Origin of the sequence: Trichocoleus sp. DQ-A3 (assembly GCF_039961975.1) — a bacterium.
GTDB lineage: Bacteria > Cyanobacteriota > Cyanobacteriia > Cyanobacteriales > FACHB-T130 > FACHB-T130.
The window spans coordinates 318,375-340,471 of sequence record NZ_JAMPKC010000004.1 but is presented as its reverse complement, the minus strand read 5'-3'; the positions used below and the strand labels follow the sequence as shown (position 1 = coordinate 340,471).

Sequence of the window (22,097 nt, the reverse complement as noted above, 5' to 3'; positions counted from 1 at the left end):
AACAATGAATAATGAATCGAATTTTTCCAGGACTTTTACTGCTACTAGGACTGTGGCTAGCCTTCGATCTAGTCGCTTACCTAGTAGCAGATGTTTTTTGGTTTCAGGAAGTCGGATATCTACCGGCGTTTCTTCTCAGGGTAAGCACTCAAGCGGGGTTGTGGGCGATCGCATTTATTGTCACCGCTGGCTTTTTACTGGGTAATCTATATCTTGCCCATCGTCTTAAGTATTCTAAAGAGATCCCCCCAACAGGGTTTAAAAAGGGGGAGGTTGATTCTCACTTTTTTCTAGCGAAGCAGCGCGTTGGTGCGGGAGTTAGGGGAGATAAAGTCTTAAGTCAAGAGTACCAAAGAGAATCTTTTTCTTCGATCCGTCCTCAGTCCTCAGCACTGAAATTGCGATCGCTTTTGCCTTTGCTAGGGGTACTTAGTTTAGCAATCGGGTTGATGCTGCTGCACTACAGTCAAAGAGCCACGAGTTATTGGCATTCTAAGGTCGGGTTGCCAAGTGTATCTCCTCTGTTGCCAGTTTGGTTTCAGCCTGACTTGATCTGGCAGATGGGTAGAAAGATGCTCTCTAGCATCTGGCAGGTTGTCCTAGTGTTGGTATCGGCGGCACTGGTGTTGGTTTATCCGCAGTTTTTGTTAACAGCGATCGCGCTTGTCCTCAGTTTATTTTTTGGACTGGTGCTATCAAGCCACTGGGCGAGAATTTTACAGTATTTTCATCCCACCAGTTTTAACAGTGTTGACCCCTTATTTGGACGAGATATCAGCTTTTATGTATTTCAGTTGCCTGTTTGGGAGTTACTAGAATTTTGGTTTTTTGGACTATTTTTGTATGGTTTTGCAGCAGTCACTCTAATATATTTGCTATCTGGAGATAGTTTTAGTGAGGGAAGATTTCTAGGGTTTTCCAAATCCCAGATGCGCCATTTGTACGGACTCAGCGGTTGCCTATGTGCTGCTCTCTCTCTCGGTTATTGGTTATTGCGGTATCAATTGTTGTATTCCACCACCAGCGTTACTTATGGTGCCAGTTACACCGATGTCACCGTGCGATTGCCACTGTATACCGGATTGAGCGTATTTTTACTAGCGATCGCGTTGCTTTTGTTTTGGCAGACAATTCAATTAAAAATTAAAACTTTTAAATTAAAAATTGGTTTGTTGGGATTTTCAATTTTCAATTTTTTATTTTTAATTGGCTTACCTGTCGCAGTGCAACGCCTCATTGTTCAACCCAATGAGTTGGTGCGAGAAAGAACCTATATTGAACACAGTATTGCCTATACGAGGGAAGCATTTAATTTAGAGAATATTGACGTTCAAACCTTCGACCCTCAAGCAAATCTTACTGCCGTAGACCTCCAGCAAAATGAACTGACGATTCGCAATATTCGCCTTTGGGATACACGTCCCCTGTTACAAACAAATCGCCAACTGCAACAGATTCGGCTTTACTACAAATTTCCTGACGCCGATATCGATCGGTATACTTTGAAGCTAGAAACATCTGCACAAAGCGATGGGACAGAAAAGCGACAGGTGATTCTGGCAGCAAGAGAATTAGATTACAATGCCGTTCCCCAAGAAGCTCAAACTTGGGTTAATAAACATTTAGTTTACACTCACGGTTATGGCTTTACCCTCAGCCCTGTGAATACAGTTGGCGCAGGTGGGTTGCCAGATTACTTTGTTAAAGATATTGGAACGAGTGCGGATTCTGGTGATAACAATGCCTTAAATGTATCCAGCGAACGCATTCGAGTCAGCATTCCGATTGGGATACCCCGGATTTACTACGGCGAACTCACGAATACTTATGTAATGACGCCAACGACAGTCGAAGAGTTAGATTATCCCAGTGGCAACGAGAATGTTTATAACACTTACGATGGTACTGGCGGCGTCTCCATCGGTTCGTGGTGGCGGCGTCTTTTATTTGCCGAGTATTTGAAAGACTGGCAGATGATGTTTACGCGGAATTTCACACCGCAAACCAAGCTGTTGTTTCGTCGCAATATTGCACAGCGAGTTCAGAAGATCGCGCCTTTCTTGCGGTTTGACAGCGACCCCTACTTAGTGGTTGCCAAGACCGATGCATCGAAGGAGCAAAATTACCTTTACTGGATTATTGACGCTTATACGACAAGCGATCGCTATCCTTACTCCGATCCTGGCGAAAACCAATTTAATTACATCCGCAACTCTGTCAAAGTCGTTATCGATGCCTATAACGGTTCGGTTAATTTTTACGTTGCCGACCCCCAAGACCCGATTATTAACTCCTGGACTGCTATCTTTCCCGACCTGGTAAAACCATTAAATGCAATGCCCACTTCCCTGCGGAGCCATCTCCGCTATCCAGTGGACTTTTTCAACATTCAGTCGGAACGGTTGCGGACTTATCACATGACCGACCCCCAGGTGTTCTACAACCGGGAAGACCAGTGGCAGGTTCCGACTGAGATTTATGGCAGCGAACCGCGACCCGTAGAACCCTACTACTTGATCACAAGACTGCCAACTGCCCAGGAGGAAGAATTTATTCTGCTGCTTCCTTTTACACCCACCCAACGTAACAATTTAATTGCCTGGTTAGCAGCGCGTTCCGATGGGGAGAATTACGGCAAGCTGTTGCTTTATCGGTTTCCCAAACAGGAGTTGGTCTATGGCCCAGAGCAAATCGAAGCTTTAATCAACCAAGATCCGGTTATTTCTCAACAGATTTCTCTATGGAATCGGCAGGGTTCTAGGGCAATACAAGGTAATTTGTTAGTAATTCCAATTGAGCGATCGCTTCTCTACGTCGAACCTCTTTATCTAGAAGCAGAACAAAATAGTCTACCAACATTAGTGAGAGTGATTGTCGCTTACGAAAACCGTATCGTTATGGCAGAAACTCTAGAAGAAGCACTTCAGGCAATCTTTCAACCCGAAGAATCTGCTACCCCAGCAATTATTCGTCCAGTCGAACCGTCGGGCGCTCCTTAAATCGCTTATTTCAAGGATTTAACACTTTGTAAAAGTCTTTTCTGGAAAGCATCTCTACAAAGTGCGAATTCTCAAAAAAAACGTAGTTATCAAATAAACAAATACCACTTTCTCTGGTAATGCTACATAGCAGAACCCTGACCAATACTCGATTAGGGTTGCGGTTGGAGATATAAAGCGAAAGGATATGAATCACTTAATAAGTAAACTTTCTATTAGTATCAAATTCAAAGATTTGATTTTAGTTTATAGCTTTTAGCTTAGGTTTTATCACGACTTCTCCAATAACAATCAACGATGAATAGATAGGCAAGTATTTCTAGAGAAAATAAATTAGGATAACCGATGAAATTACCGAAGCCGAAAACAGGTCTAGGATGCAATACTGGCGAGAACAGCGTTGTGTTGAAAACCTGCGATGATTTGCAGAGCGCATAATTTACGATGACATCATGCCAGGACTCCAATAGGAATAGTTCGACATATAAATTAAAAAAAGTATCTTACTGCAATTAATGTCCTGGAAATCTCAATAGCGCGATCGCTCTCATTGTCAAGCTTTAAAAATAAATTGAGACAAAAATACGAATAAACCTGATGACCTCAACACCATTGCCGACAATCATAGACTCTGCGCCTCCAAATCAGTACTCAGCCCCGCGCTTACCCCGCAGTCTTAGCTCTCTGGAAACGTGGGGCTTTGGTGTAACGGCTCATATCTCTTGGCCTGCCATAGCCCCCGTACTGCACATTGCTCTCGGTACGGGGGCTATTTTTGTCTGGTTGCCAGGAACGATCCTTGGCATCTTGCTAAACCTGCAAGTAAAACGCTTAGGCAGGCATTTTCCTGACGTAGCCGGAGGAACGCCCAACTATACCACCCGATTGCTAAAGCACTATCCGGGGTTAGCCCGTTACGCGGCAGTTGGTTACTTCTTCAGCTGGGTTTCGACGCTGGCGATTAACGTGGTTGTCCTTACAGAACTCATTAAGGTAAACCTGGAGCCTTTAGGAATTGCTTGTCCCGATACTCTTGTGAAAATTGGCTTGACGCTGATCGCGTTTATTTTGGCGTTTAGCGGCACCCGCGCTTTAAGTATCCTGCACTTATTTTTTGTTATCCCGGCAATTGGACTTTTACTCGCTTTTTGTCTATTTGGCATCGGCTGGTTAGCCCTTTCCCCAGCAAGTCCTGGCTTTTTCCCATCCAGTTGGTCGCCTCCCTCTTTTGTGGATTGGGCGAAGTGGTTATTCTTCGTCACCTACACGACCTACGCTTGTGAATCTGCGTCTGCATTTGTTGCTGATAGCCGACGCCCTGATGAAACGTTGCGGTTTCTAAGTATCTCCTGTTGGATCATGCCGCCCATCTTTCTGGGGGGTTCCTGGGTACTGATGCGCTTAGCAACCGACCCAGGTTTGGGTAGTGACACTTTCTTAAATTTGTTAGCAGTTTCTACGCCGTTCTGGGGGCAGTCGGCAGCGATCATCGTTACCTTTTTTCTCGCTGCTGGGTCGCTTCTGAGTTGCGCGACGGTGCTTTCCAACTGTCCCCGAATGCTGTACCAACTTGCTACAGACGGACATTTATCTCCTGTGTTCGCTGTGGTGTCCCGACGGGGTGTATTCGGTCCCGCTTTGGTGCTGACGTTGTTGTTCACTTTCATTTGTCTAGCTTGGGGAGATGTCGCCCGGATTGCGGTGGTGAGTAACACCGGCTGGTTTGTGTCTATCATGTCGGTACATTTAGCACTGTGGCTGCGCCGAAAGAGACCGGAGGTATTTCTGCCTTGGTGGTCGGGGGTCTTCTTTTTGCTGGAAGTCGTTATCTTAGTGGTTGGGGGTTTGGCTTGGGGTTGGAAAGACTTCTTGATTGGGTTGCTATTCCCCCTAGGGATTTTGGCAGCAGATCGGGTGATACGCCGCATCCGGTGGGCACCCTTTCATGCTGCTTGGTGGATTCAGCATTACCGAGGGCGATCGCAAACTAAAATATCCGATTTTGTAGGGTTTCAGGTAGTCATCCTGATCTTACTGATCTGTAGCGCTGCCACGATTAGCTGGATGTTTAGAGCCAGAATTGGGGCGGTAGACCTAGGTCAGAATGGCAACAATCTCTATGTGGTGATGCTGCTGATCGCTGCCTTTGTTGGGGTAGCAATCGCTTGCTGGACAAGTTTGCCCCAAGTCATGGCAATCGTCGAAGCCAGAGAACAGTCTGAGCATTTGTTCAATATTGCCATTGACGGGATTCTCGTCGTCGATGAAAAGGGCGTTATTCGGCAAGCCAACCCAGCCGCCGAGCAACTATTAAAAGCGATCGCTCCCAATCTCCTAGGATGTCGTCTCAACCAGATATTTCCCGCCTTGGCAGGTCAACCAGATAATTGGTCGAGTCGGAGCGAACATACCCTAAAAACGCCCGAACATCCCACCATCGTTGAGGCAGCCGTCTCTAACCGTTTCAATCAGGACTTTCAAGAATATGTAGTACTGGTGCGCGATATTACCGAACGCCAGCAAGCTGAGGAGGCGGTGCGGAATTACAGCCACACTTTGGAACAAAAAGTTGACGAACGCACCAGCGAACTCGCTCACGCCAACGCCGAGATTCTTGCCCTCAACGAACGTCTTCAAGCCGACAATATCCGCATGAGCGCTGAGTTAGCCGTAACGCGCCGACTGCAACAGATGCTATTGCCCAAACAGCAAGAACTTGAATCGCTTCCTGGGCTGGAGATTGCCAGCTTTATGGAACCCGCCGAAGAGGTAGGCGGCGACTACTACGATGTACTCAATTATGAGGATAAAGTCAAAATTGGCATCGGCGATGTCACCGGACACGGACTCGAAAGCGGCGTCTTAACGATCATGGTGCAGACAGCAGTCCGGACGCTACTGGAAAACAACGAAACCGACCCCAAGAGATTCTTAGACGTACTCAACCGAACCATTTATCACAATGTGCAGCGGATGAGTTCCGATAAAAATCTCAGCCTTTCCTTACTGGACTACCAAGGAGGAACGCTACGCCTGACGGGGCAACACGAAGAAATGATTGTTGTGCGTTCCGGCGGTCAGGTGGAACGGATGGACACGGTTGATTTAGGTTTCCCGATTGGGCTAGAAGCAGACATTACCAATTTCGTTGCCCAGATTCAGTTGCAATTGCACTCAGGGGACGTCGTGGTGCTGTACACCGATGGCATTACTGAAGCCGAAAATAGATTCAAGGTGCAATACGGGTTAGATCGGCTGTGCGACATAGTCAGCCGCAGCTGCCAACAGACCGTTGAGGAAATTAAACAAGCTGTGATTGAGGATCTGCGACGGCATATCGGTGAGCAAAAAATTTACGATGACATCACTTTGCTGATTCTTAAACAGAAATAAGCCGAGTTTGACTTCTTATCTGTTGTAGATGCAAAACAGCTTGCATTGCCTTGACACCAAAGGCTGTAGTCTGCGCTGTTTGTATAGAACTTGCACTTTATCTTTCGTGAGTTTGCTGCCGCTCTCAAACTCAAACTGCTGAAGCGAGAAGTTTTAACCAGTTTGTAAGTAAATGTTCTGTAAAGTTTGTTACAAAAGCCCCTAAGAAAGGGAATATTTAAATAGTGATACAAAACTCTAAAAATATCCCTTGCTAGGGTAATCCATTTTTTGGCAAAGATAAAAATTTATGGCAATTGAGGAAGAAAAATCATTAACAGAACAGCTCTTTTTGAAGATAGAAAGCTTGTCCCAAGAATTGGAAGACTTGAAAAGAGAAAAAGTTGACTTGGAAATCTTGCTGGAGAATACTACCGAACACTCGGATACGGTTGCAGCGCAGTTGTATGACAAGGCAGTGGAGGCGGGAAAACAAAGCGATCGCAGGCTGGCGCAATTTCTAGAAGCCCTGCCAGTGGGCGTCTTCGTGGTTGATGCTAGCGGTAAATCTTACTACGCCAATCAGACGGCACAGCAAATCCTAGGCAAAGGCATTATGTCAGAAGCCACTGTCGAGGAATTGCCAGAGACTTATCAACTTTATCTCGCAGGCACAGAGCAATTGTACCCCAGCGATCGCCTGCCGATTATACGAGCGTTGAGAGGCGAAAAAGTAACCGTTGACGATACGGAGATTTATCAAACAGACAAAATAATTCCCATAGAGGTGTGGGCGTCCCCCATTTTTGATGACCGGGGCGATATTGCTTATGCGATTGCTGCCTTTCAAGACACCACCGAGCGCAAGCGATCCGCAGAAGCGCTGCAACAAGCGGAAACGAGGTATCGCAGTATCTTTGAAAATGCCATTGAGGGAATTTTCCAGATTACATTAGACGGACACTACATTTGTGTCAATCCGGCACTAGCAAAAATTTACGGCTATGAGTCTCCTGAGGAGATGATGAATAGCATCCCAGAAATCAAAGAGCAAGTTTATGTTGACCCGAAATGCCGCAAGAACCTTTTAGATTTATTAACTAAACAGGGTGAAGTTAAAGGATTCGAGTATCAAATTTATCAACAAGATGGCAGCATCATCTGGGTTTCCGAGAATACCCGCGCGATTTGTGATGCCAACGGCACCTTACTCTACTACGAGGGAACCATCATTGATATCACTGAGCGCAAGCAGATTGAGCAATCTCTAAGGGCAAGCGAAGCGCGAGAACGAGAAAAAGCTCAACAGTTAGCGCGATCGCTGTGCGATTTGCAGCAAGCTCAAGTTCAATTAATACAAAGTGAAAAAATGTCCTCTCTTGGGCAATTGGTCGCCGGAATCGCTCACGAAATCAACAATCCAGTCAACTTTCTATCTGGCAATCTCTCCTATGTCCATGACTACACCTGCGATTTGCTCAGGTTGTTAAAACTTTACCAACAGCATTATTCAAATCCAGTACCAGAAATCCAATCAGAGGCACAAGCGATTGATGTTGATTTCCTAGCAGAAGACCTGCCTAAAATACTTTCTTCTATGAAGATAGGAATAGACCGCATCCATCAAATTAGCGTGTCTCTGCGAACCTTCTCTCGTGCAGATACATCCAGAAAGACACTTTTTAATATTCATGATGGCATTGATAGCACTCTACTAATTTTGAAGCATCGCTTAAATTCAAACGGAAATCGTCTAGGAATTACTTTAATTAAAGAATATGAAAATATCCCGCTTGTTGAGTGTTATGCCGGACCACTTAATCAAGTGTTCATGAATCTCATTGCCAATGCCATTGATGCGCTAGAAGAAGCAATAGCTTCTGGAATTTTCAGTAAAAATCAAAAACTTGTGCCTACTATTCGGATTAGCACGGAAATAAAGCAGAATAATCTAAGGGTAAAAACTGAAAATAAATTAGTTGATTCTTCATTCTTTGGGCTTAATTTCTCTCATATTTTGATTCGGATTGCAGATAATGGAGTTGGTATTTCAGAAGAGGCAAAGCAACAGTTGTTTAAACCTTTGTTTACAACCAAGCAAGTCGGCAAAGGCACTGGATTGGGTCTCTCAATCAGTCATCAAATTGTAGTAGAAAAACATGGGGGACAGCTTGGATGTATCTCTGAACTAGGCCAAGGAACAGAATTCTACATTGAGATTCCGATTAGCTGTACAGAGGCAAATCAATGAGCCAATGTACAAGCAAATCATCTTCGCGATGTTCAAGCAAAAATGCGTAGTTGGTAATGAATGTTGAGTTAAAAGGAATTATTTATAGTAATTCTCGTTTGGATGCAGTACAGTTTAATCCCACCTCTGCCGCTGCCCGAAAACCAGGGAGCAGTTCCATATTCCCCTTCTTTGCTTTTCAAAGACGCGGTTAAGAAGCAAGTAGCAGAATGTATTGTAAGCGAGAGGAGTAACCACTATATTTCAAGACTTAGAACTCAAAATATGACCAATTACCAATTACCAATTACCAATTACCAAATTGATATGATTCAAATATTCGGAGACTTCAGGGACGAGCTTCCAAGCAGTCAGGAAGGCTTAACAATTGTATTTTCGCCTACCTCCATCCCCCTAAAGCAACGCTGGCGTAATAATGGTTTATCGGCTGATTTTATGGCTGACTATTTTGCAACTTTCTTTCCTGGTAATAAAAATACGACCGAAACCGACCCAAAAGCAGAGATCAAAAGTGCTGTTAGTTTTATCGCCAATGAGTTGCTAGAGAATGCGATGAAATTTAATGATGATATATCAGTGCAACCTATTAGTATTCGGCTGCAAATGCATAACGATCGCCTGGTATTCCTCGGTACGAACAATATCAATCCAAGCGCGATCGCTAAGTTTCAGGCATTTATCACAGAGTTAACCACCTGCGACCCGAGCGAGTTGTATCTTCGCCAGCTAGAAAAAAATGCAGAAGACGAGAGCGAGAGCGAATCTGGGCTAGGCTTTTTGACAATGATGAACGATTATCAAGCTAAGCTAGGTTGGAAGTTTGAGACTATCCAAAAAGAGTCGGAGCCGGAAGCGATCGCCGTGACCACAATGGTGCAGTTGGCAGTATAGCTTACCGAGTTGTTCAGAATATGCAAGGAGTTGATGCGTAATGGAAATTAAGACCGAAGATTACAGCATTTGGTACGACTCGGTTACTGAAACAGCGATCTTTCAAGGTTCGCTTCGACTTAGCGGAATGGAAGAATATGCACCAATCGTAAAGTTACTTAACGATCTAGTAGACTCAGATCCACCAAAAATTACCTTGAACTTGCGGGAACTAGAATTTTTGAATAGTTCGGGAATCAATGTTCTGTCGAAATTTGTCATCAACGTGCGTCAAAAAGAAAGTATGCAGATGATTGTACAAGGCTCTAAGAATATCCCCTGGCAAAGTAAGTCGTTGAAAAATTTGCAGCGGCTAATGCCTTCTTTGCAGCTGGAATTGGCATAAAAACTCCTACAAGGCTAAGATACTGGCACTGAAAACTAGATAAGTTCATTTTCGTCAAAGTGCAAATCCTAAGGCGATGCAAGAAGAACAACCCTCAAGGGAACAGCTGTTTTTAGAAATCGCAAATCTGCGCCGGGAATTGGAAGACTTAAAAAACAAAAAAGCTGATTTGGAAATCTTGCTGGAGACGACGACAGAACACTCCGATATGGTTGAAGCCCAGCTGCATCAGTCCAATCAACAGCTACAAGCCGAAATTGCCGAACGCCAGCGCACCGAAGAAGCACTACAAGCGAGTCAAGCAGCGCTCCAGTCTCTTTTGACAATTGTTACTAGAGATAAGATCGATTTGGAAATTTTGCTGGAGACGACTACGGAACATTCCGATAGGGTGGAAGCTGAGTTGCATCACAAAGCAGAGGAGGCAGTACGTGCCAGCGAGAGAAGGTTGGCTCAATTTCTAGAAGCCGTGCCGGTAGGTGTTTTCGTGATTGATGCGAGCGGCAAACCCTACTACGCCAATCATACAGCACAGCGGCTTCTCGGCAAGGGCATCGCCCCGGAAGACACCACCGCTCACCTGCCAGAACTTTATCAAGCTTATGTGGCAGGGACAGATCGGTTGTACCCGAATGCCCAACAGCCCCTAGCGCTGGCGTTGAGTGGCTCCTGCTCGACTGTTGATGATATGGAGGTTCGCCAAGCAGACAAGATTATCCCGATAGAGGTGTGGGCAACGCCAATTTTTGATGAGAAGGGCGAAATTGTCTACGCGATCGCGGCTTTTCAAGATATCACGCGACGCAAAAAGGCAGAAGCAGAGCGAATTCAGTTGATCGATCAACTTTATCAACTTAACACTGCTTACGAGCGGTTTGTACCCCGTGAATTTCTTCAGTTTTTGAAGAAACAAAGCATTATTGATGTCACATTAGGCGACCAAGTGCAGCAGGAAATGTCGGTATTATTTGCCGACATTCGAGACTTTACTGCACTATCAGAAAAAATGACGCCGTCAGACAATTTTCAATTTATTAATGCCTTTTTAAGCCGCATGGAGCCTGCTATTACCGAGAATAACGGCTTCATTGATAAATATATCGGTGATGGGATTATGGCGCTGTTTAGCGGCAGTGCAGATGATGCGATTAAAGCAGCCATTACCATGCTACATAATCTTGCCGAGTATAATCAGCATCGCGCCCAAGCTGGTTATCATCCAATTCAAATCGGGATTGGCATCAATACGGGTTCTTTGATGTTGGGTACGGTGGGAGGAAATAACCGGCTACAGGGCACTGTCATTAGCGATGCTGTCAACTTAGCCTCCCGTATTGAAGGATTGACGAAAGAGTATGGAGTGTCATTATTAATCAGTCATCAGACTTTTTTGCAGTTACAGAATTCATCTGATTATTTCATCCGCATTATCGATCGGGTGAAAATAAAAGGTAAATCCGAAGAAGTAACAGTTTATGAAGTATTCGATGGGGATTTAGCGGAATTAAAAGATGGTAAATTAAGCGCAAAAACAATATTTGAGAAAGGTTTGTTATTCTACAAAAATCAAAATTTTAGTGAAGCTGCACAACTCTTTCAAGATTGTTTATGGCATAACCCGATGGATAAAGTTGCTAAGATATATTTAGAGCGCTGTCAATTGGTATCTACTAATTTTAGGATAAATGAAGAGTAATCGAAGCAGAAGTATTTAGTTGAAAATATATTTTCAAGACTAGTATTTGTAATTTAAGTTACTTATCTATATAAAAATACAGAAGTTTTTCAATCAACTTTGGGTAAATAAGGGGGTAAGAGATGAAGAGACAGTAGAAACAACAGCAAAACTACGGCAAAAACTACAACAATTGCTTAAAAACTCACTGGTTTATTACTCAAATGAGCGAATGAGGCTGCCTAAATTTCTGAGGAGCGTGGTAGATTAGCCCAAGTGTATACAGAAAGAATGCAGCCTCTAACGATTATCTCTTACAAGATTTTATCCAAAAATTGCTTAGCGCGATCGCAGTCTGGATTTGTAAAGAACTTACTAGGCGGTGAATCTTCAGCCAGTTTTCCACCATCAAGAAACAAAATGCGGTCGGCAACTTCTCGCGCGAACCCCATTTCATGGGTGACAATTGCCATTGTGATACCAGTTTTGGTGAGGTCTTTCATCACCTCTAGCACCTCTTTCACCATTTCCGGGTCGAGTGCCGAGGTCGGTTCGTCAAACAACATGATATCTGGCTTCATTGCCAAGGAACGCGCGATCGCTACCCGCTGCTTTTGTCCTCCTGACAGCTTAGAAGGATAAACATCAGCCTTTTCCGCTAAACCAACTTTATTCAGTAGCTCCATTCCTTCTCGCCGCGCCTCTTCCGAAGAAATGCCCTTTACCTTTTTAGGCGCATACGTCACATTAGAAAGGACGGTTTTGTGAGGAAATAAATGGAAATGTTGAAACACCATCCCGACATTTTGCCGAACCTTCATAATGTCGGTTTTTCGTGAGGTGATGTCTGCGCCTTGTATATAAATCTTACCCGAAGTTGGCACTTCCAGTAAATTCATGCACCTCAAGAAAGTGGACTTACCAGAACCCGAAGGGCCAATCACCGCCACAACTTCCCCGTGTCCAATCTCAGTCGAAATTCCTTGCAAAACCTTCAGATTTCCAAAAGATTTATGCAAATCTTCAACCTTAACTGCTGCGTTGTAATCTTCGTTCGAGTACATAACCCCCCCATGTTAAACTCATGACCATTAAATAGTAAATCGCGCCTGCAAATAGCAAAGGTTCAAAGTAAATATATTGTTCTGCACCCACAATTTGGGCGCGGCGTAACAAGTCAGTTACCCCAATTGTAGAGACTAATGCTGAGTCTTTCAGTAGTGCAATACTCTCATTTACTAATGCTGGCAAAATATTTTTTATCGCCTGTGGCAAGATAATATCCAGCATCATCGGTCTGTAGGGAACTCCTAAAGACAAAGCAGCTTCCTGTTGCCCTTTATCAACGGCAAGAATACCGCCGCGAATTGTTTCAGAAATGTAAGCGCCTGAGTTGAGAGTAAAAGTAATGACACCGGCTAATAATGCCGGAATATTGTAGCCAATCAATTGAGGCGTTGCGTAATAAACTAAAGCGATTTGCAATAGTAGCGGCGTCCCTCGAAAGATAGAGGTGTAGGCTGTTGCAAACCAAACCAGTGGCTTAAAGGTGGAAATCTTAAATAAAGAGAGGATTGTCCCCCAAATAAAGCCCAAAATTGCTGAGATAGCAGTGAATTGGAGAGTTACTAATATTCCTTTTAGAATAAAAGGAATCCGAGGCGTTATCTTAGCAAAAGCTAAGCTGGAACTGCTGGCGGGAGTTTCAGTCTTTCCATTATTTTCAAACCACTTTGTCACTAAACTTTCTATTTTCCCGTTCTGTTTCATTTCTCCCAGAACGCGGTTGAAGTCATTGACTAGAGGCGAACCTTTGGCGAAAGCGATCGCGCTCCCTGCTTCCCCGGTATTCGGAACCGTATTAAATTCCAAATCTGGGTTGTTGGCAATAAAACCTTTGGCAATGGTATCTTCGATGATTGCAGCATCGATACGATTTGATTTAACTTCTTGGATAATTTCACCAGTCTTATTAAGGGCTACCAAATTTGTGCCCTTTATTTCTTTAGCAGCTTTTTCTTGAGTTGAACCCAACTGAACGCCGACTTTTTTTCCCGCTAAACTTTCAGGTGTAGTTAGGTTACTACCTTTTCTAGCGACAATTGTATTTTTAGCTTCATAGTAAATATCGGAAAAATCAACATTTTTTCTCCGTTCTGCTGTCGGTGTCATCCCAGCCATCGCAAAGTCAGCCCGACCGGATTGCACAGCCGGAATTATGCCGCTAAAATCTGTATCTTTAATCTCAAGTTGAAACCCTAGCTCTTTAGCAATATAGTTGGCAATGTCTACGTCGAAACCTACAATATCAGCGCTACCGCTAGCCGTATCTCGAAATTCATAAGGTGGATAGTCCGCTGACGTGACCATCACAAATTTTTTACCTTGATATTGTGGCGATTGTGCAAAGACGCGATCGCTTCTCCACCCTCCAAAAAGTAAACTTATCGATAATGCAATAGAAAATAGGATGGCAAAAAGCCATTTCCTTTTTGGCATGGCTAGTAAGTCCTTAATGTCTTGACGTATGAATATTTAACACTCAAACCACAAGACCATTTCTACTATCTTAAGGATGATATTTTGCTTACATAAAGTGACATTTTCAAAATTTTTATGATAAATAAGCTCATAAAAAAACATAAGTTTGTTAACCTTACTCCAAACCCTCTTCACCTCCCTCTAACCCTCTCCTAAGAGGAGAAAGTCAGCAGGTTAGGTTTGTTTGATTCTAAAAGACGAAACTCGTTCTCACCACACCAATCACAGCATCGGGATTTCGCTCATCATGGTTAGGTGCTGTTAGCCAAAAGAAACCAGGAGTAATCGAAATATTTTCGGTTAATTGATATTTGTAGAAAGCTTCGATGTGATATCCGGTATCGCGATCGCTTCTTTGTCCGGGAGGTAAACCAATCGCCTCTGCTAAAGCACGATTGCTAGTCCCTGTTAACTTTGGTTGCATCCCTAACACAATGCCACCTAAATTTCCCTTTTTGCCCAAATCAGGGAAAGCCAGCGTTACCGCATAATTCCAGACATCTGCATCCCCCTTGATATTACCAAGAGCGCGGGCGGCAGTGTAACCCACCCAGCCACCGAGTTCAAAGCGGGGACTAAATCGGTAATTAACTTGTGCGCCATAACCATTACCGACCACAGGATTGCCATCAGGATCGGTGAGATCAATGACTTTGGCGGCGTTGCTACCTGCGAGAGTATCGACACCAAAAGCTTGAGAAAAAGAGTTCAGGTAAAGCAAGCCAAGTTTCAAGCGATCGCCACTATAAACCAACTGGGCAAAAGCACTGTAACCACCATTAAATATACCTGAATCTCTACCAGGGTTACTAGGACCATTAGGAGCGTCTTCACCAAAGTAACCAACGTCTAAACTGAGGGCTTCGCTAAGGGCATAATTTGCTGCAATCCCTGCTCGATTTCCCAAAGGAAAATACACAGGATTGACTTGACCAAAATTAGAAATAGAACCCGTAGAGGTATCGATAAAAGGAGCAACTGTATCTGTTACATACGACGGATCGATTGAACCCGCTTCAATATAAATTTTGAGTTTGTCTCCGACTAGAAAGCGATACTCTAACTGGCTAATTCTGGCTTCGTTATTTTGAGATACGCTACTGGGAGTAAATCGAGTTTCACCTGTTAAGCCTGGATCTGGCCCGCCACCAAATGTTGCCCCAGTGTCAAACTGCCTCAAATTAGTGATTTGAAAACGAGTCCTTAAGCGGTCTTTTCCAGTGAAGCTAGTGTTAAAATCAATGCGAGTCCGATGACCGAGAGTAGCGTTATTTACATCGCTAGCATTCTCACCAAAAGCATCGCCTGCATAGGTGATAATTTCACCGCCTAATTTAGTGGTTGTAGAAAATTGGTGAGCTTCCAGTTGGGTTGTTCGAGCTTCCAAAGTATCCACTCGACCCCGCAGCGCCGTCAGTTCCGTTCCAAATTCATCAATCAGCCGTTGTAAGGTTCCTAAATCGTCTTTGGTGACAAAATCTGCTGAACTAGCAGCAATCAATTTCTCAATTTGCTGCAAGCAGGTATTTATCCCAGCCGCAAATTCATAACGACTCAGCGCCCGATTGCCACGAAAGGTGCCATCCGGATATCCTGCAATACAGCCATAACGTTCAACAAGCGATCGCAGGGCTTCATACGCCCAATCCGTCGGTTCTACATCTCGCAACTGCGACACGTTGCTGACTCGATCCATCGCATCAGTCTCTTCAGTTCCCTGAGAAACGGTATCTGCCCCAACTAGAGCGTCAGTATCCTGGAGAAAGGGATCAACGGTTTCCTCTGACACAGTTGGAAATTCTGCTGCTTGGGCAATGCTAGCGATCGCTAAAGCGTTAACTAGCACCGCGAGGCAAAATTTTAGAGGGGCACGAAACAGTTTCAAGACGGTCTCTCCTCACACTTTTTGGCATTCCTAATGAATTTTGTCACGTAAATGCCGATCGTGCTCGCTGAATTTACGCTGGATGTTGTTTAAATACTACATTTTTGCCTAGCAAGTAATTGTATATTCTTCTACCAAGAAGAAGTTCAACGTATATTCTTGTTGATTATGCGAAAAAGAACCCCGATTTCTTGAAGAAATCGGGGTTCTAAAAATTGAGGATTTAGTTATCTAATGTCCAACAATTCTACGTCGAAAATTAGAGTCGCGTTGGGAGGAATGACTCCACCCGCACCACGAGGGCCATATCCCAATTCAGGAGGGATAATTAACTGGCGGCGTCCGCCAACTTTCATGGTGCTGAGTCCTTCGTCCCAGCCTTTGATGACTTGTCCAACGCCGAGTTTGAACTGGAAGGGTTGATTGCGATCGCGCGAACTATCAAACTTCGTGCCATCCTTTAGAGTGCCGGTGTAATGCACTACCACCGTTTGACCTGTTTTAGGAGTTGCTCCGTCGCCTTCCTTTAACTCAGTGTACTTAAGACCAGAAGGCGTTGTCTTCACTTCGCCGCTGGCAGTTTCATCACTTCCTGGGTTGGTATTCATCGTTATAAGCCTTGTAATATCAGCAGTAGGATCGTTACTGGGAGTTTTTGCAACAACTGTGGTTTCAGTTTTGGTTAGTTCAGCTGCTTTTGCATCCCCTTGATTGCTGCTGGTAATTTGAGCAAAAATCAGGAGTACCACACAGGTAAACATTACCCCAACGCTGATTAGAATTTCTCTCATTCATCCGTTCTCCGTACCTCTAAGACCTCAAAACTTTAGATTTTAGATTGAGAGAATTTTCGATTTAATCCAAAATTCCCCATCCAAAATCCAAAATTGATTGTCCCACTAGATTTTCAATCCTATCAGCTTTACTTACCGCCAGAGCTTATTTTCCATATCACGCACCTGACGTTCGAGCCGGTCAATGCGTCCCCGCAATTCATCCATTTCCGACTGGCGAGGAACCCCCAGATCCTGCAACATATTCCGCATTTGCCGTTGCATCTGGATCTCCAAGTTCCCCTGATCTGACTTGAGCTGCTGCATCAAATCATCTACCATCCCCTTAGCTTGCTCGGGGTTGATCTTACCTTCTTTGACCCATTCATCGCTCACTTCGCGGATTTTGTCGGCTACCAAAGACGTAGTCCCCACACCCATCATTAGTAGCTGCTTAAGCCAGTTGTTATTATCCATTTTCCCTTCCTGTCACTCCGCCGCGACTTTGAGCGGCTAAACACGTATCATAAAGCGGTGCTAAAATCTTACCGATTTTTCGCCTACAGTTCTATTTTGTGACATTCTCTCAACAACTGCCGCCTATCTTCCAGACTTTGCTCGTGGCAAAATCAATCTGTCTGATGGATGATTGAAGAGTCTATTTACAGCTTCAAAGCAGCTTATACTCCAGCTCATGGTAATTGAGTGGCTTCAGGTAAGAGTCGCCCCCGAACTGCGGGAAAAATACATTCAGAAGGATGGCGAAATCTGGACAGCTTTCCTTACTACCTGTCCGGGTTTTTTGGGTAAAGAAGTCTGGCTCAACCCGAACGAGCCAACAGAGGTCATTTTAGTCATTCGCTGGGCGACGCGGGAACAGTGGAAGTCTGTTCCATCAGAACGCCTGGAAGAAATCGAGCAGCAGTTTGTCCAAGCGATGGGAGAGGCTTTTCCCATCGTTCAGTTAGCAGAATATCAAATCCGAAAGTTTCCCCAAGCTTAAACTGGATCTAGAGGTCTTTTTAGATTGCGACTTGCTGACTGGATAGAAACCTAGAATTACCGTGCTGCTATCCATGCCGAACTGTCCTAAGTGCCATCAACCCGTCAATGCCCAGGTAACAACCTGTCCTTATTGCCGAACCGAGTTAAAAGCCTACGGTCATCCTGGCATTCCCCTACATCGAGCAACGGGGGAGAAATTTCTGTGCGATACCTGTACTTACCACGAAGATGATACCTGTACGTTTTCCAAGCGTCCTTACGCCAAGGAATGTACGATGTATAGCGATCGCTCTCAAGAATCTCACCCGATGACTGCCACTCGCTACAGTCTCGGCTGGCGTCACTCGCTTCAACTTTGGTGTCAGCGAAACCAGCCTTTGCTGCTGCTATTCAGTCTCATCGTCGTAAGTTTAGCGATCGCTTTCTATGCAAGCAAATAATCTAGACAACCTTCGCCGTAACCGAACTGGTTCCTGAAGCTTCTTTTGCTTCTTTTAGAGGCAACTCCTCAACGGGTGCTGCTTCTTGAAAAACCGTCAAGTCAAACCAGAAAGTTGTACCGACGCCGACCTCGCTAACCAAGTGAACCCTGGTGTGATGCTTCTCAATGATATTTCTAACAATTGACAAACCCAAACCTGTTCCTTCAAGGGTGTGAACTCGGTTTTCTACTCGGAAAAAACGATCGAAGATTGCCTCTTGGTCTTCTGTATCGATGCCGATTCCCGTATCAGAAATTTCAATCCGCACTAATTTGGGATTGTTCGTTGCAGGAATTTTCCCGCGTTCCTCTGCGCCGGAAGGGAAGACTCCGCCTTGACTCCGCTCATCCCTCGACTCCAGCAAATAGGCGCGAATTGCCACCCGTCCGCCTGTCTCAGTAAACTTCAGTCCATTACCGACCAGATTAGCAAACACCTGGAGCAACAAATCATAGTTGCCCCAGACTGCTGGCAAATTCGGTTCAATCTCTTGGATGAGTTCAATTCCTTTATCGCGGGCGTTTAGCTGGTAAGTCCGCAGCGTTTGCTCCACAGGTTGGGCAATATCTACAGGCTCAAAGTGATAGCGCTTGTGCGACTCAAGCCTAGATAAATCCAAAACGTCATTTACCAGGCGAGTCAGGCGGTCTGTTTCTCGATTCGCAGTGTCTAAAAATTCCCGACGTTCCTCTTCTGTCAAATCTTCGCCGTATTCGTGGAGCGTTTCAATAAACGACTTGATGTTAAAAAGCGGCGTTCTCAATTCGTGGGAAACATTGCTAATAAAATGACTTTTCGCCTCGTTCAGCTCTACCTCACGAGTAATATCCTGTACCGTCATCGCAATTCCCTTGATGGTTTCCCGGTACTGGTCGAGGACGGTCGTTAGGAGAATGCGGACGGTGCGGTTCGCCGGTTGGAATAGCGTCACCCGAAACTCTGCCCCTTCGCATTCGCCAGCAACAATTTGATGCAGGGGTCGCGCTAGCTCCAAGTTTACTGGAGAAGGCAAGCAATGCAGAGCATTAGATCCCACCACATCAACGCCATCCCACCCGAAAATTCGTCGCGCTGTCGGGTTGACCAATATCACCTGAAAGTTGGTGTCGATCAGCACCGCTCCATCAGCAATCGTAGAAACCAACGTCTCTAGCTTGGCTTTCTCTGCTGTCAGTTCCTCGATATTTTGCTCTTCATAACTCTCCAGCCGTTCTGCCATCTCGTTGAAACTGTAAATCAGTTCGCCCAGTTCTCCTCCGAGTGGCAGGTCAACTCGTTGCTTGAAGTTGCCCGCGGCAATATTTTTAACCCCAACGAGAAGTTCTTTAATTGGCTGAGTAATAGTTAAGGCATTAAAAACAGCGCCCAAAATCACCATCACCCAAATGGAAATAAATACCGCAATCGTGACATCTCGTGTCAGATGGGACGACGCCACCACGGTCGGATTGGCGTTAATCCCAATTGCCAAAACCCCTAAATTTTTGCCATCGTGCGACAGGGGAACAAAGACATCCGTAACTTCCCCATCCGGACTTAGGTGCTGACGCACCATTGGTAAGTCGGAATTATCAGCGTAATCCTCTGGCAATTGAATCCGACGCTGAATTGTCAGCGAGTTTTGTACCTCGGACTCAGAGAAAGGAATTCCAAAATAGATTTTGCCAGTTTCGTCGGCGTAGAGCATATAGCGCACGCTGGAGGTGCTGCTGTAGAAGCGGTGAGAAAAACGTGCCACCTCCGTCAGATTCTTTTCAGCAATCTGAGGCGCGACATTCGCCGCCAACAACAAACCCAGGTCGCGCCCGAAGCGAGTATCATTCAGCCGAGCATCCTGCTGAATTGTATTCACTGCCCAGAAGGTCAGACCACTCATCACCAAGGAGACGACTAAGGTAGCAGCCGCCATCAGGCGCGTCTGGAGAGTAAACTCAGACCACCAATGGGCAATAACTTCTCGAAGGGTTTTTAATAGAGCCAGCAAGGTAAATTTGCCACTAAAAATGGTAAAAATTAGAGATTTATCAAAAATTGTAGAGGATTCTTCCCAGGGATAGGTGGATTTTTGAACGTTTCTCAATTATATTTATCCACTTCTATTTTCTCAAGTTCCCCCTGGAACTCTCATGTATCTTTGGATGCAGCTTGACTAAGATTTTGAAGAAATTTAAAGATTTACGTGATGTGCAACTTTTCAAAACTCTCTAGCTTAGGCTACAGAGCTTTGGAAACGAGGAGCGATTGGATTGCAGTTGCACATGACGTTAAACGCTAAAGTTTCCCTGCCGTGCGGACGCGATAACCAATATCCCGTCGGTAGTACATCCCCTCAAACTCAATGCAATTAATCGCCGCGTATGCTTGAGCGATCGCTGCATCAAAATCCTCTCCAATGGCGGTGACTCCCAACACCCGACCGCCTTCTGTCACCACTTGTTGCTGCTTCTTCTGAGTGCCTGCATGGAACACATTCGCTCCTGCTGCCTCGGCTTGCTCAATGCCGGTAATGACGTGACCTTTTTTATAGCTTTCGGGATAACCCCCCGCCGCTACAACGACACAGGCGGAAGCGCCTGATTTCCAGGCAATCGGAGGGTGTTGGGCAAGTTTCTGTCCGACGCAGGCAACCAGTAAGTCTTCTAGAGGGGTTTCGAGTAAAGGCAAGATCGCCTGTGTTTCCGGATCGCCGAAGCGACAGTTAAATTCCAAAACTTTCGGATCGCCTTGGGGGGTAATCATTAATCCAGCATAAAGGACACCCCGGTAGTCGATGCCCCTCGCTTTTAAAGCGGCAACAGTCGGCTCCAGAATTTCTTTCTGAACTCGCGCACTCAAGGCAGGTGTCAGGATGGGAGCAGGACAATAGGCTCCCATTCCGCCCGTATTTGCCCCTGTATCGCCCTCACCGATGCGTTTGTGATCTTGAGCCGGTAACAACTGGCGAACGGTCAAGCCATCCGACAGCGCCAAAACCGAGACTTCCTGACCCGCTAAATATTCTTCAATTACTACAGTCTTGACTCGACTGGAGAATAAATCTGCGATCGCAGAGTATGCCTCTTCCACCGTTGCCGCTACCGTAACACCCTTACCCGCTGCCAAACCATCGGCTTTAACAACAATCGGTGCCCCTTGCGCTGCTACATAAGCTTTTGCAGCTTCTGGCTCTGTAAACACCTCTGAGTTGGCGGTTGGGATACCCGCTTCCCGCATCAAATCCTTTGCCCAAGACTTACTCGCTTCAATTTGCGCTCCCGCTTTGGTGGGACCAAACACCTTGAGATTTTGGCGTTGCAAGTAATCTGCGATCCCCAAAGCCAGGGGGGCTTCAGGCCCGACGACCACCAGCGAGATGTTATTCACTTGAGCAAATCGTGCTATTCCCTCAAAATCATCAACACTTAAAGGGAGATTCTGACAACGCTCCAGAGAAGCTGTGCCGCCGTTTCCAGGAACACAGACTATCTGCCGAATGCGTTGAGATTGCAGCAGTTTCCATACCAGGGCGTGTTCGCGTGCCCCATTGCCAACAACCAAAACCTTCACGTTCGCCTCGCGCTCCTGTTTTTGTTTTCTTGAATTTTGCTAAATTGCAGGCTGTACGCCCGCCCAGACTAGGGACAGCGCCTCAATCCAGCGGCTTATCCTCAGGGACGATTTCCCATCTGAAAACCAAGTAAATTTACAGGGCAAATCGTATAAGGCAAGCAAATACTTCATTATGCCACGCAATTACCAAATGTCTAAGTTAGCCAAGAGACACCTGATGGATGGAAGCAAGCAAGTCTAGATTTAATCGTTTTGGGAATCGTTTTGGGATTAGATGAGGGGGATTGAA

15 protein-coding genes are annotated in these 22,097 nt (G+C 45.2%); 8 read left to right on the top strand and 7 right to left on the bottom strand.

Annotated features, from left to right (window positions below; genetic code table 11):
- Positions 1-11: 11 nt before the first annotated feature.
- From NDI44_RS10280 to NDI44_RS10255, 6 genes are all read left to right on the top strand, one after another.
- On the top strand, positions 12-2,999 hold the full coding sequence (locus NDI44_RS10280; RefSeq protein WP_190415446.1) for a UPF0182 family protein: 2,988 nt from the start codon (positions 12-14) through the stop codon (positions 2,997-2,999).
- 597 nt (positions 3,000-3,596) lie between these two features.
- Positions 3,597-6,392 (top strand): SpoIIE family protein phosphatase, encoded by a 2,796-nt coding sequence (locus NDI44_RS10275; protein ID WP_190415444.1) that lies wholly within the window; start codon positions 3,597-3,599, stop codon positions 6,390-6,392.
- A 289-nt stretch (positions 6,393-6,681) separates the two neighbouring features.
- Positions 6,682-8,622, top strand: a complete 1,941-nt coding sequence (locus NDI44_RS10270) for a PAS domain S-box protein (protein WP_190415442.1) — start codon at positions 6,682-6,684, stop codon at positions 8,620-8,622.
- Positions 8,623-8,928: 306 nt separating this feature from the next.
- A complete protein-coding gene (locus tag NDI44_RS10265; RefSeq protein WP_190415728.1) occupies positions 8,929-9,513 on the top strand; it encodes a DUF6272 family protein in 585 nt (194 codons plus the stop codon).
- A 40-nt stretch (positions 9,514-9,553) separates the two neighbouring features.
- On the top strand, positions 9,554-9,898 hold the full coding sequence (locus NDI44_RS10260) for a hypothetical protein (RefSeq protein ID WP_190415440.1): 345 nt from the start codon (positions 9,554-9,556) through the stop codon (positions 9,896-9,898).
- 76 nt (positions 9,899-9,974) lie between these two features.
- The gene (locus NDI44_RS10255) at positions 9,975-11,594 is read left to right on the top strand and encodes an adenylate/guanylate cyclase domain-containing protein (protein ID WP_190415438.1); all 1,620 of its coding nucleotides are present in this window, start codon (positions 9,975-9,977) and stop codon (positions 11,592-11,594) included.
- 293 nt (positions 11,595-11,887) lie between these two features.
- On the opposite strand, the gene NDI44_RS10250 is transcribed toward NDI44_RS10255, so the two are convergent.
- From NDI44_RS10250 to NDI44_RS10230, 5 genes are all read right to left on the bottom strand, one after another.
- Complete coding sequence (locus NDI44_RS10250; RefSeq protein ID WP_190415436.1) at positions 11,888-12,637, bottom strand: amino acid ABC transporter ATP-binding protein; 750 nt, start codon at positions 12,635-12,637, stop codon at positions 11,888-11,890.
- Positions 12,603-14,072 carry an ABC transporter substrate-binding protein/permease gene (locus tag NDI44_RS10245; protein WP_190415434.1) on the bottom strand — a complete coding sequence of 490 codons (1,470 nt, stop codon included), beginning with the start codon at positions 14,070-14,072 and terminating at the stop codon, positions 12,603-12,605. Before NDI44_RS10245 ends, NDI44_RS10250 begins: the two co-directional genes overlap by 35 nt.
- A 232-nt stretch (positions 14,073-14,304) precedes the next feature.
- Positions 14,305-15,999 carry an iron uptake porin gene (locus tag NDI44_RS10240; RefSeq protein WP_199304988.1) on the bottom strand — a complete coding sequence of 565 codons (1,695 nt, stop codon included), beginning with the start codon at positions 15,997-15,999 and terminating at the stop codon, positions 14,305-14,307.
- A gap of 227 nt (positions 16,000-16,226) precedes the next feature.
- Positions 16,227-16,790, bottom strand: a complete 564-nt coding sequence (locus NDI44_RS10235; protein ID WP_190415432.1) for an FKBP-type peptidyl-prolyl cis-trans isomerase — start codon at positions 16,788-16,790, stop codon at positions 16,227-16,229.
- Between the two features lie 135 nt (positions 16,791-16,925).
- Positions 16,926-17,249 carry a phasin family protein gene (locus NDI44_RS10230; RefSeq protein ID WP_190415431.1) on the bottom strand — a complete coding sequence of 108 codons (324 nt, stop codon included), beginning with the start codon at positions 17,247-17,249 and terminating at the stop codon, positions 16,926-16,928.
- 217 nt (positions 17,250-17,466) lie between these two features.
- Between NDI44_RS10230 and NDI44_RS10225 the strand changes: the two genes are divergently transcribed.
- Entirely contained in the window at positions 17,467-17,775 is a 309-nt protein-coding gene (locus NDI44_RS10225) for a TIGR03792 family protein (protein WP_190415429.1), read from the top strand.
- Positions 17,776-17,848: 73 nt separating this feature from the next.
- Positions 17,849-18,217: a zinc ribbon domain-containing protein gene (locus NDI44_RS10220; protein ID WP_190415427.1), complete on the top strand. Its 369-nt coding sequence runs from the start codon at positions 17,849-17,851 to the stop codon at positions 18,215-18,217.
- A 1-nt stretch (position 18,218) separates the two neighbouring features.
- On the opposite strand, the gene nblS is transcribed toward NDI44_RS10220, so the two are convergent.
- A complete protein-coding gene (gene nblS / locus NDI44_RS10215) occupies positions 18,219-20,243 on the bottom strand; it encodes a two-component system sensor histidine kinase NblS (RefSeq protein WP_190415723.1) in 2,025 nt (674 codons plus the stop codon).
- A gap of 287 nt (positions 20,244-20,530) precedes the next feature.
- Positions 20,531-21,805 carry a phosphoribosylamine--glycine ligase gene (gene purD / locus NDI44_RS10210; protein WP_190415425.1) on the bottom strand — a complete coding sequence of 425 codons (1,275 nt, stop codon included), beginning with the start codon at positions 21,803-21,805 and terminating at the stop codon, positions 20,531-20,533.
- Between the last annotated feature and the right edge of the window lie 292 nt (positions 21,806-22,097).